This is a genomic window from Methyloversatilis sp. XJ19-49 (assembly GCF_024580145.1).
GTDB lineage: Bacteria > Pseudomonadota > Gammaproteobacteria > Burkholderiales > Rhodocyclaceae > Methyloversatilis.
In genome coordinates, this window is record NZ_JANINI010000004.1 from 134,061 (window position 1) to 146,658 (window position 12,598).

6 protein-coding genes are annotated in these 12,598 nt (G+C 59.2%); all 6 read left to right on the plus strand.

Annotated elements, in window-relative coordinates:
• Positions 1–242: 242 nt before the first annotated feature.
• The 6 genes from NMQ16_RS06780 to NMQ16_RS06805 are packed head-to-tail and all read left to right on the plus strand — an operon-like array spanning position 243 to position 12,596.
• Positions 243–914: a hypothetical protein gene (locus NMQ16_RS06780; RefSeq protein WP_257079781.1), complete on the plus strand. Its 672-nt coding sequence runs from the start codon at positions 243–245 to the stop codon at positions 912–914.
• Positions 911–1,183, plus strand: coding sequence for a DUF4258 domain-containing protein (locus NMQ16_RS06785; RefSeq protein WP_257079782.1), 273 nt, complete (start codon positions 911–913; stop codon positions 1,181–1,183). The genes NMQ16_RS06780 and NMQ16_RS06785 overlap by 4 nt, the downstream gene beginning before the upstream one ends.
• On the plus strand, positions 1,161–3,269 hold the full coding sequence (locus tag NMQ16_RS06790) for a hypothetical protein (protein WP_257079783.1): 2,109 nt from the start codon (positions 1,161–1,163) through the stop codon (positions 3,267–3,269). Before NMQ16_RS06785 ends, NMQ16_RS06790 begins: the two co-directional genes overlap by 23 nt.
• A complete protein-coding gene (locus NMQ16_RS06795; protein ID WP_257079784.1) occupies positions 3,266–4,801 on the plus strand; it encodes a hypothetical protein in 1,536 nt (511 codons plus the stop codon). Before NMQ16_RS06790 ends, NMQ16_RS06795 begins: the two co-directional genes overlap by 4 nt.
• Positions 4,795–10,200: an FtsK/SpoIIIE domain-containing protein gene (locus NMQ16_RS06800; RefSeq protein ID WP_257079785.1), complete on the plus strand. Its 5,406-nt coding sequence runs from the start codon at positions 4,795–4,797 to the stop codon at positions 10,198–10,200. The genes NMQ16_RS06795 and NMQ16_RS06800 overlap by 7 nt, the downstream gene beginning before the upstream one ends.
• Positions 10,201–10,232: 32 nt before the next feature.
• On the plus strand, positions 10,233–12,596 hold the full coding sequence (locus NMQ16_RS06805; protein WP_257079786.1) for an ATP-binding protein: 2,364 nt from the start codon (positions 10,233–10,235) through the stop codon (positions 12,594–12,596).
• The last annotated feature ends 2 nt before the right edge of the window (positions 12,597–12,598 follow it).

Sequence of the window (12,598 nt, forward strand, 5' to 3'; positions counted from 1 at the left end):
CTCTCAAGTTTCAACTGGCCCGAAAAGTCGGGAGCAGGTCACTCTGTTCGCGTAAAGGGGGGAAGTCGATCGAAAGAGACCCGACTTGAAGCACGCCAAGTTCAAATAGTGGCAGAGCGGTGACGCACGCTAGACGCGCAAATGTGCTTGTTTTGTCGCTCGCCCTTTAAATAAAGGAATTCCTTTACAGAAAATGCTTTGCTAATTTGAGGGCGTCAGCTCAATCACTTGGAATCAAGAACATGACTAAGACGAAAGTTACCTTCCGCGTCCCAGTGCCCTTGTGGGATGCCTTCTCAACGCAGGCTGATGACTTGTTCTTAAAACGCGCGCCCTTCCTCGATCACGTACTTTCGCGCGAGATCCCACATCTCGAGGATGACCTCAAGGGTATGAGCCTAAGTGTTCGTGGAAATCGCTTCATCAGCGAGGCCCTCCATAGAGCTCAAAATTACCAAAATGAAAAAATGGAGCTCAAGGCGGTCAATATCGAGATTCAGAAGACAACCGCCGACCGGCTCAATGCAGCTGTAAAGCGGCACAACCTGGTTCGGGATGCTTTCTTCTGCCGATTGCTCATCCTGTTCCGCGGGCAAGACAGGATGCTGAAAAGACTTGGCGTCTCATCGACTACAGGTGGAAGGAATGACTACGGCGCGCCCTTCTCGACGAGCCCCTTGAAAGCGATGGAAGAAGTTCGTGATGACCCGTTCTTTTACCTTCGGCAGGCGATATTGGCTAAACACGGGCTCGGGCTTTACCTAGTCGAACTACCAGGGCTGACGTGGGCAACTTGCTTCGTCGATGATGCAATGGTGCCAACGACAAGTAAGTTCAAGAAGCTGAAGCATGCGATGGAGGAGTTCGAAGACTTTCTCTTCGAAGTGAAAAATGACAAAGGGAGCGGACGATGAACTACTCCGATCACGCTTCAGTGAGGATGCAACAGCGGGCCATCCCTGCCCTGATCGTTGAGTTGGTCTTGCGGTTCGGAACAGCTGAGCCCGCGGGCAACGGCACAAGTAAGCTTTACCTCGACAAGCGAGCGCGTCGCCGAGTTAAGTCTTTCGCAGGGCCGCTGGCCAAAGCGATTGAGTCCCACCTTGACGTCTATGTCGTTATCAGCGACTCAGGCAATGTCGTTACAACGGCGTATCGCCATGAGCGTATTCACCGTCACTGAGGGTGGGTCAGACCTCGCGCGCATCGGTCGCGAGATGCAAAGCGGTGTAAATGAAGTTGAACGTGAACCATTTCGGCAAGCTCCCGGCGCTTGCATGAAAAAACATCCGAGATGCCGAGTACAAGATCGCAGCGCACGAAAGGTTTCCGCCAAAATTGCGAAAACGTTTGTCATGGATAAACCACAATTGCAAGATCAGTCAATCATGTCCATTGAACCGCATATGCAGCCTCCATCAAGTGCGTGGGTACGTTTCTTACGCACGTATGGCCCAACACCCAACAATCTGACGATGTATGACGAATATGTGGCTGGGGCTGTGGGCCGAGCCAAGGTGCAGCCTATCGCACTGAGCACGCCGATGCTAGAACCGATGAAGGCGCATGTCGCCTCGGGCAAACCCGGCTCAGTCTTGATCGCGGGCACAGCCGGCGATGGCAAGACCTATCATTGCCGCGCGCTGTGGACAGCTATAGGTGGTGACTCTCGCGCTTGGGCCGCCAAGGGAAACATCAAGGAGCATCGCTTGGTCGATGGCCGCTTGGCAGTGTTTATCAAGGACCTCAGCGAGTTCAATGGCGAAGAGAGCGACGCCCCTTTGGCGCGCCTCGAAAAGTCGGTGCTCGGCGGCGACGACAGTGAAATAATTATCTTGGCAGCCAACCATGGCCAAGTGCTCGACCGGCTTCGCGACCTCGGGCGCCGGCAAGGGCGCAATCATCCCTTGCGCAAGCCGCTTCAAGAGTTCTTTTTGCAGGCGGCGCAGGAGCCTGATCGCCTCGCTGTATTCGATCTAAGCCGCAGCGTAGGGCGCATGGCTTTGGAGGAAGTGGTCGCGGCGGTCGCCGACCATGCCGAGTGGAACAACTGCGATCGGTGCTCCTTGAAGTCCAGTGGTAAGGTCTGCCCGATCTTCGAGAATCGGCAGCGTTTGCTCGGGACCGGCGATGGCGCGCAGCTCGGGCGCCGCCTTGGCGACCTCGTCGAGATCGCCAGGCTCAACGGGCAGCATTTGCCAGTCCGGGACTTGCTTGCGCTGTGCGCCAACATAATCTTGGGCCATCGCGACGCAAAGGACGGCTTGATGTCCTGCGCCGAGGTTGCGTGGATTCAGGAGCAAGGGGCAGTGGACCGGGCGAGTGTCTACAGCAATGCCTTCGGCGCGAACCTGCCCAAGAGCCGTCTTGGCGAACGGCCGGTGTTCAAGGCGATGGCGGCCTTCGGCGTGGGCGATGAAACCACCAATGGCGCGGACGGCTTGTTGGTCTATGGCAAAGATGACGTGAAGCTCGCGCCGGCGTTTGCCCGCTTGATCGGCAGCGATCCGGTCTATGGGGCTACGCCGAGACTGTTGAGCGCCCAAGACAAGTATCTCGAAGGCGAGGAGGCCGCCCGCATTGACGGCGGCGCGGCCGGCTTCATGGACCTGTTGCAGGAGCAGCGCCGCAGATTGTTTTTCACGCTGCCGCCGGATGAGAAAGGCTATCCCTTCTGGTCCATGACGGTGTTTCGCTTCGCGGGCGAATACTTGGAGATGCGTGCGGCCCTGCTCGACAAGAAGCCCGTCGCCGAGACCGCGCGCGGCCGACTCGTGCGCGGGCTCAACCGCGTGATGACAGGCCTCTTGGTCGACAACGTGGACCGCATCTTCGTCGCCAGCTCTGGCGGATTCACCCAGTCGCGCGTAAGCGTGCTGTGCGACACCGAGGCTCCGTCGCGCCGGCTCAATGGGGTCGGCATGGCGGTGAAGCTCGAGGCGAAGACGGGCCGTCCCTGTCTGGAGGTGTCACTGGTCCAAGGCGCAGTCGATTCCGTGGCCTTCGACCTCACGCCCGTGCGCTTTGAGTTTCTCTCGCGGGTCTCCGAGGGCGCGCTGCCGGGCAGCTTCTCCAATGAGTGCTTGGAGGACATGCTGGCGTTCAAGGCCAAGCTGCTGCGCAAGGCCGAGCTCATCCGTAACCGGAGCCAGCAGGACGACGACGAGGAGGCAGGGGCTGATAGCGGCTCGCTGACGCTCAACTTCATCGACATCGAGCAGGGTGGCCACGGGTTCTCTCGGCCCATCACCGTGAGGATTTCAGAATGAGGCAGCGCATTGACATTGACCGGGTCGATTTCGCTGTCGACGAGCACATTTGGGGCCACCGCCTCTATGACGAGCAGTTGCCGCATTTGACGGTGCTCGAGTTCTTGGGCGTGCTGGGCTCAAACCTTGACGGCCCGTTGGTCGCCACGCCGAGCGACAAGGTGCGATATCGGCCGCAGCATCAAATCCGCCTGCGCGGTCTGCTATTCAACAACCCCTTTGTCGAGGCCATCCGCGAGAGATCAATCCCCGACGACGAGAAGTGGCGCGAGTGGAGCGCGTTGTTCGCCCAGGACGCCACCAATCTCGGCGACCACGACATGGGCTACCTGCGCAAGGCGTTTTCCAGCTTTGACGACTTCGCCAAGGCCATCGAACTGCTGCGCTCGTCGGCCTTCGAGGCCCGCAGCAACAAGCGTTGGAGCTCTAAGTTCGTCTTTCCCTTCGGTCCCGACGCGTTGTTCGAGGACTTGCGGATTGACTCGGGCGGCGCGAGCAACGACCGCCGGTTCTTTGCCCGCACGGGCGAATTGCTCTACCTGATGCTCAGCCGCGCGGCCCGCGGCCCGCAGCTCGGAGCTCAGCTCTCGCAGCGCCTGTTCAACCGCTCCGCTCCGATGAACCGCCTCGTGCGGGCAATGCAGGGCGAGCCCCAGTTGGCGTCGAATTCGCGTGACGTTGGCTACCTGCCCCACGCGTCCCATCCGCGCTTTGATCAGCTGTGCGAGGACTGGTTGGCGATCTTGGCCAAGGACATGCCCATCTATGACGCCTTGGAGCACTTGATCACGTCGGCGGGCCTCAACCTCCTATTGTATTTCCTGGAGCAGGCTAAGACGCAGGCCGGCGACGCCGAACCCGTGGAGTTCGTCTGCGAGATCGTCTCCAAAGAGCGCACAAAGGTTCGCGCCCTGTCGGGAGACAGCTACCAGCTCAACCAAGGGCTCTCGGTCAAGGCTATTCGCGCGTCCATCGAGCAAACCCGCCTGCTGCCCGAGTGGGAGGCTGCGTCCAAATCGGATTACCCCGACGCGGCGCAGGCCAGCATCATGCGCGAGCTGTTCCAGTGGCCGTCGGCCGATTCGGACGACGAAGCCGACTACACGTGCATGTCTGGCGACAAGCTTATCGAGAAGCTCGTGGAGATGGCGATTTCGCGCCATGAGCAGCACGTTAACAAGATTCACGCGTCGTGGTCGCGCGCCGTTGGGCTGAGCTCCCGTCGCCTTGCGCGGCGAACGCGGTATGCGCCAAATGACCGGCTCATCAAGACGCTGGTGGTCACCATTGTCGATGACCGGATGCAGTTCGACGAGTTCCTTACCGAGGCCAAGCGCCGATATGGGATCGTCATCGGCGACGCGGAGGGCTCGCGCCTGGTCGCCGACAAGAAGGTGGACCAGGAAGTGCTCAGCGAGAACCGCGCCAATCTCGAAACGCGGCTGGTGGGGCTTGGGCTGGTGCGGCGGCTGTCCGACTCCTGCTCGTTCGTGGAAAACCCGTTTGGGTTCAAGGGAGAAGAAAATTGCTGACCGATCGGATCATTGGGCGCGTCGGCGCGGACATACTGGCTAAGCGCATCAGTGACGCTCGCGAGGCCGACGGCTCGGCGCACGACTCGGCGGCACTGTTCCGCCTCGACAAGCTGTCTTCTTCCCAGGTCGCCTCGGTGGTCCGCGCGGTGCTTGCCAACCACGACTTGGCCGCGCGCGTTGATCTCATGATTCCCGAGGCGCTGGTCGAGGGCCAGGGCTTGCCTCCCGAGGCTCTGATCCAGCACAACGCTGGCTTCGTGCGCAACAACGCCCAGACGAGCAAAGAGGCGATCCTCACGGCCAACGGCAACGAGCATAACCTGGCCGACACCTTGGGCCACGTTACCGCTTTGGGGGCCAAGGAGCTGCGCGCGAACGAAGAGGCATGGGTCGATGCGACATGCCATGTCGCTGGAATGGCGCCGGTTCCCGATGATCGGCAGGTGTTCCGCTCTGCCCTCAGAGGCCTGATCTCTGCCTACGACCTGTCATTGGTTCAGCTTGGCGATTTCTGCGCCCACGTAACGGAAGCAATGTCGGCGACGCGCGGCCTGCCAATTCGCGACGCTATTGGCTGGTCGCTGCCGAAGGTGGGCTTGCCTCGGGACACCGCTTTCTTCGCCAGCGCGAAAACCTACGGTGCGTCCTACAAGCCATGGAAGAAGGCGTTCGAGAAGCTCTTCGCCCACCGCGCTCCGCTGCTGCTGCGCTTGCGGCCCAACGGCCAGCCGCTGGACCCCGACGAAATGCGCCAGCGCTTGGAGGACAACGCGGCCAGCATCACCGATGCCGCGCGCGTCGCCTTGGAGGCGTTCATCAACGCACCTATGGGCGAGAACCAGCCCGCTGCTGACGTGGCAGAGCTCGAATGGGAAACCGATGGTGTATGCCACATCTTCGACAAGCCGAAGGAAAAGCTCCAAGGTCTTGCCGAGCACACGTTGCGGTTTTTCGAGCATGACTGCGACGACGCAGAAGCCCTTGACGAAAAGTGGAAGCGCCACCTTGAAGATCTCAAGGCGCGAGAGAAGCGCTCCGAGTGGAATGATGACGACAAGGTCTTCTTCGAGCTGCACCGCCGCTTCATGGAGCCATCGCGGCAGCTTCATTCCCGCTGGGAGAAGGCGATCTTCGGCAAGGCCATCGAGTGCAATGACTTTCTTGATGGCTTCGCGAGCGTGGCTCACCACCTTTTGGCTGGCGCCGACGACATGGCCGGCGAGCGGTTCCTGCGGTTTACGGTGAACAAGGGCCGGACTGAGTGGCGCACTCGCTTCAACCATGACGTGGGGTGCTATTTCTCGGCGATGTATCGCGGCATCCAGGAGCTGATGGGCTCCCGGGTGAAGTGGGAGGTCAAGGGTATGGGCGTGGGCAACCTGCCCGACCCGCTGTTCCACTATGAGAAGTTTTTCGCCAAAGAGAAGGAGCTTCGCGGCGCGACGCTTAAGCCCGTTTCGTCGCTGGCCCGAAACGCGGTCCAGATCAAGTTCGACGTGGCGCTTGTGCAGCGCATTGGCGAACGCGAGAACGTCATCGACAAGACACAGCTTGTGTGGAGCTACCGGCCTGAATCCATTGGCTTGGCGTTGGTCTCGGACATGCGGCGGCTGCTGGAAAAGGGTGCGGTCGGCTGCACCGAAGTTCCGCGCCGCCTGGTCAGCAAGAAAGGCGGCGTTCAAAGCGTCTCGCTGCTCGACACTGGGACGCTGGAGGCTACGTTCTCCCGCGATGCCGGTTCGCTGATTCCCCCGGCCAACAAGCTGCGCAGCTTGCGGGCCGAGATCAAGGACCGGATCAAGGAGCTTGCTAATGAGGGACGCCTGACCAAGGAGCAGCGCGACGAGCTGCGCGTTGCATGGGATGCGTTCGAGGCCGATTACATCTCGGCTATGAAGGACTTCATCGATACAGGTCTGCAAGGCGAATCCGTCCTACGGCAGGCTGAGTCGTTCTCGACCCTCCTCAACGCGCTGATGGTCCATGCGCGAGGCGATGTGTGCCGCGCGAAGCTGGTCGCCGAAGTGCTCTCGATTGCCACGGCCCGCATTTCGGGCGCGCAGCCGTCGCTAATCATCCCGCCTTGGCATCCCGAGCGGATGAAGGCGCTGGCGGTCAAGACTCGCCGCGTTGCGGGCCTGGTCACTCACTTGCTCAACAGCGACAGCGTGCTCTTTGGGCACCGTGACATCTTCTTCCGGGAGTTCTCCGAAGAGCTCGCACATCCGTTTTATCCCGAAATCGCCGTCCTGCAGCGCGGGAGCGAGCCGCTGCTTGTCGCCGAGAGCAGCACCGTCAATGGATACAGCCTGTTTGAGCGGCCGGTCCGCGGCGAAGAGGACTCAATGACCGATGTCGATCCGACGGCCGCCGCCAAGCAGGCGCGTGAGCTCTTGGAGCGCTACATCGGTCTGCAGCCCCACGAGGCGGCTAACCTCAGCGTTTTGCTCTACAACGCCGACGCGGCTGAGCTGCCGCTGGCCACCGTGCGCGAACTCGCAAGCCTGCAAACCGAGGACGACTTCCAATGCAATGTGTCGGTCAGGCACAGCGATTCGGCCAAGCTGCGCCGGGTCTATGCCGAGCTGGTCAACAACGCGTGCGACGACCCGGAGCTGCCAGTGGTCAGCGAGACCTCGGACAACTTCATCTCCAAGCTGCGCATCGCGGTGACTCCGGCGTCGGCCACGCCAGGGCAAGACGAAGGCGGCTTCAAGCCCTTCGACGTCGCGTTCTTGCATGACGTAGTGTCGCGCACGGCGGTTGAAGAGTGGCTTTCCGTGGACTGGACCAACGACCGGCCTAGTCTGGAGCACGCTCCATCGCGCTGGTCCTATCGAAGCGTATCCGGCGAAAACGAGCTCAAATCCACCACCTTCCTGACTTGCCCGTGGCAGACGGCTTCGGGATGGGCCTATGTCGGCGCGGTGGCGGCGGTGCATCGCCAAACCGATGCGCCGGTTGGAGCACGCTACCTGCCCGCCCGCCGCATTTCGTTGCAGCATGAGGCGCTGGCTTCCACCATGAACGACGCGCACGCGTTGGCCGAGTGGGTCGCCACCTATGATGAGCTCCTCGATAAGCGGCAACTGCAGCACAACGGCATCACGGTGGTCCGGTATCGCCGAGCGTCCACCAACGGCCGCAACATGATCGTGAGCTCGACCTCCGAGCTGCGCCTGCTCGGCGTGCTGATTCGCCGACGCCTCGGCGAGCTGGGCCTCTCTCTTGGCTCCGATGAGCTTGATGCCGTGGCCGCCCGCATGAAGAAGGATGCCTTGTCCGTCTCCGGCGACATCGTTCTGCGCGCCGCCAAGCGCGGCGTCTCTGCCGGCGAAATGCTCGGGCTTGTCCTCAGCCGCCACCTGGTTGCCGAGGAGTTTGCAGCCCAGGCCTGCGTGGGCCAATCGTTCAGCGTATTCTTTCTGCTGGACGACTACGCCGATTGGTTGGCCCAGCGCGAAAGTCGCATCGCCGACATCTTGGCCCTTTGTGTCGAAGAGGTGGACGACGGGATTCGGCTGCGCATCGCAGTGGTCGAATCCAAATACGTTGCCGCCGATGGCTTAGCTGATGCGAAGCGCTCATCGAAGGCGCAACTCATGGCGACGTTGACGACCTTCCGGGCGGCCTTGTTTGGCGACCCTGGCCGCCTTGACCGCGATGTGTGGCTCTCGCGCCTTGCCGACTTGCTGATCGACGCTGAGATTCCGCCAGGCCTCTCCGGCCTGTTGGAGCGGGCACGCTCGAAGCTGCGGGAAGGCGACGTGGACATCGGCTTGCGTGGCTATTCCCAAGTCTTCGTCCATTCGGCCGAAACAGGCCAGTCCCAATCGGCGTCCGAGCAGATCGAGATCGACAATACGGATGGCGTCCAAGCCTGGCAAGAAGTGTTTGACCGGCCAGAACTGCGCAAACTGGTGGAAGCCTATGCGGCGGGAACAGGCGCAACCGGCGCTCGGACACAGCTGGGCGGCTCAGAGCCTTGGACGTCCGTCGCGTTCAACCGCCCGGCCGCGCGCGTAGCTTGGCACGCCATGATGGAGCAGCTCGGGCCGCAGCCGGAACAGGCGCAGGAAGCCGCTGGCGCGCCTGAGCCCAATAAGCAGCCCCCGTCGGTCCAGCCAGTGCCCGCTCCGGCGCAGACCGCCTCCGCGGCGCCCGCCACTGAAAGCGCTGCCGCAGTCGCGCCATTGCCAGTCGCGGTCGCGATGGGGGCGCATTTGTCGGCTTTGATCGCCGCTAAGCAAGCGGGCTTGGCCGTGGCGGACGACGAGCGCGAAGCTTGGGCGCAGGAGACCACCAAGAAGCTCAAGACAGCATTGAACAGCTACGGCTTGCAGGCTGCGGTCTTGGGCACGCGCATGACGCCCAATGGCTGCTTGGTACGCCTGGCGGGTTCTGATCGGCTCAGGGTCGAGGACATTGAGGCCAAGCGCACTCAACTTCTGACCACCCACGCCATCAACCTGGTGACGGTTCAGCCCAAGCCAGGCGAGATCGTGGTGACGATTGCCGGGGTCAAGAGGCAGGCGGTGTCGCTTTGGGACTTATGGGCCAAGCGGCAGCTCAACCGCAACATAGCCGGCATCAACACTTCCTTCGTCCTGGGGCTTCAAGAAATTAATGGCTCGCTGCTCTACCTGAATCTCGGCGGCGAGTTCGGCGGCCTGTCCTCGCATGAACCGCATTCTCTGGTGGCCGGGGCCACGGGCAGCGGCAAGTCGGTGCTGATCCAAGCGATTCTTTTGGATATTGCCGCGACCAACCCGAAGGAGCTGGCCCAGATCATCCTCATCGATCCCAAGATGGGCGTGGACTATGCGGCGTTGGAGGACTTACCGCACATGCGTGAGGCGATCATCACGACCAAGGAGCGCTCGACCGAAGTGTTGGGCGCGCTGGTCGAGGAGATGGAGAGCCGATACAGGGCGTTCGCCCAAGCTCGCGCGCGAGACCTGGCAACGTTTAACGCAAAGGCAGCCCCCGACGCTCGTTTGCCCATGGTTTTCCTGATCCACGACGAATTCGCTGACTGGATGCTTGACGATGGCTACAAGGGCGCTGTTAGCGCCGCGGTGCAGAGGCTTGGCGTGAAGGCACGCGCCGCAGGCATCCATTTGACCTTCGCAGCGCAGCGGCCCGACAAAGACGTGATGCCCATGCAGTTGCGCGAGAACCTCGGCAACCGGCTGATCCTAAAGGTTGCCAGCGAGGCCACGTCAAAGATTGCGCTTGATCGTCCAGGCGCCGAACTGCTGCTCGGACGGGGCCATATGGCCGCAAAGCTCAATGGCGAGCAAGGACTTGTTTTCGCTCAGGCGCCGTTCCTGTCTGACGACGATATTGCCTTGGCGGTTACCGCGATTCGCGCCTCAAGTTTGAACATGACATAGTTGGGTCGGCTGATGTCCCAAGGAAATTAAGTATGACAAATTCATTTAATGAAGAAGGCCAGCCTTTTCGAATCGCTGCGCGTGCGATGCGGCAGCTCGGTGCCGAACTGATTACATCTGATGAAATGGCTCTCTATGAGCTCATTAAAAACGCTTTTGATGCGCGTGCGCCACGGGCAAAGGTTTCAATTTCCGCGCCAGCGGATGCAGGCGCCGTTGCGCTTGTTCGTGAACAGCTCTTAGCCCAAAAGATTTCTAAGGTCGCCGCGCTCGAAAGGCTCGATAAAGCGATCTCTGTGGATCTTGATCTTGATCAACGGGCACAGGTATTGAGCCTGTTCAAGGAGAATTTCGCCTCGCGCGAAGACTTGGCGCAATGCATCGAAAAATTTTTGCTTGATGACTACTGGATTCAGATAAGCGACAGTGGTGAAGGTATGTCGGCTTCGAATCTACAGAATAGATTCATGGTCGTAGGGACGCCTAACAAATTCTTGGAGAAGAAAACCAGAAAAGAGGGGGGGCATCTGGTTTTGGGCGAAAAAGGAATAGGTCGTCTGTCCATGATGAAGCTGGGCGACATCGCAATCGTCGAATCCAAAACTGAAGGTGAACGGTATTGGCATTCAATAACTTTTGATTGGCGAAAATTTGATGATCCAGCTGCATATCTCGGAGAAGTAAGGTTTCACGTTGTTCGTGGGCAAAGCGACGCCTCCGAGGTTCAGGGAACGGTCATCACAATACGTAGACTTATCGCGAACTGGTCAGCCACCAAGGTGCAAGCGTTTCTCAATAAGTTCATTCGCCGATTACAAGACCCAGTTTCCTCACGCAGGCGGCCCTACCCCATAGATGTTCTTTTAAACGGACACAGGCTGCCCATCGTTCCGTTGCCGCGCTGGCTAACAGAGTGCGCGCAGTTCAAGACTGAAATCACATACACGCCCGGTGACTCTCCCACCTCCGTGGCACTGCGACGCGATCTCAACTGGAAAAGCGCCACCAGTGCTGAATCCAGAAGTTGGACGCTTGAAGAGATTTCTCGTGAGGCGAGCGTACCCATAGAAATCTGCCGGCGCCTAGGGCCATTCTCAGTGAGTTGCCTCTGGTTTAATAGATCGCTTATTCACGGTGGCATTGAGCACTCGAAGAAAAAGATAGTCGATGAGCTCAATGTTTGGTGCGGAGGGTTTGCAATTTACCGAGATGGATTTCGCGTCGGTCAAACAGGCGGAATGGATGATGACTGGCTTGAGTGGGACGCCAAAGCTCTACGCACTAAAGGGTTTACGCTTAACCGGTATCAGACTGTGGGAAGCGTCAACATTTCATCTGAAACCAATCCCCATCTTGTCGATGCGGCGAATCGGGAAAGGCTGGTTTCTTGCCCAGAGCAGGATTTGCTCGTCACATTGCTTGGAGACGTGATTGTCAGAGACCTGCGCGCGCACATCGATGCTGTGAAGCAGCTTGAAGTCAAGCACGCCATCGAGGAGGAATCTACGGATGAGAGTCTCAAGAAGTCTGAGGACTCACTGCGACAGACATTGCGAAATGTCGAAGAAATAGGTCGCTCTATTCCGGCTGCAAAACAAAAGATCGATGAAATTCGGCGTGCCCTACAAGGTCAAGTCGAGTATGTGGAAACGATCCGAAATGCACTTCAGCTTGCTCGCGAGACGCGAGTTGAATTGCTTGAGTTAGCCAATATCGGTCTAGTCGTTGAGATTGTTGTCCATGAACTCACACGACTGACCCAGAGGACGGGAGAACTGCTGTCTGATCTCAAAAAGACGGAGGGGGCGAGTTCGGCAATGGTATCGCTAGTTGATAACCTGCAGACACAGATCATTGCAACAAACAAGCGGATTCGGTCAATTGACGTTATGAGTCCGTCAGGGCGGAATCGTAAGGAACGCTACGATGTTATCGCTCAGGCACAAACTGTCTTGGCAGGGTTTGACGCCAGGTTCAAGCGCCATCTGATTGAATTCGAGTTGACCGTTGATGGCGAAGACCCCGCTGGGAAACGACTCGTCGTTCAGCTTGTCAGGGGACTGATAGCTCAAGTTCTTGAAAATCTTTTAACTAATTCTGTGTATTGGGTGCAGCAAAGCCTTCGAGAGCCAGACGTTGTTCGATACATGTCTGTCGATATTGACTCGCAGGCTTTCACGATTTCCGTATCCGACAATGGGCCGGGAATCGATCCTTCGTATCGCGAAGATGTCTTCAAACCCTACTTCACCACCCGGAAAAGGGGCAAAGGGTTGGGTCTCTACATCGCTCGCGAGCTCGTTGAATATCATGGCGGAAAGCTCTATCTAGATTCAACGAGCGATGCTGATGGGAGACTGAGAACCTTTGTGCTTGAGCTTCCCAAGGAAGGCTAAAA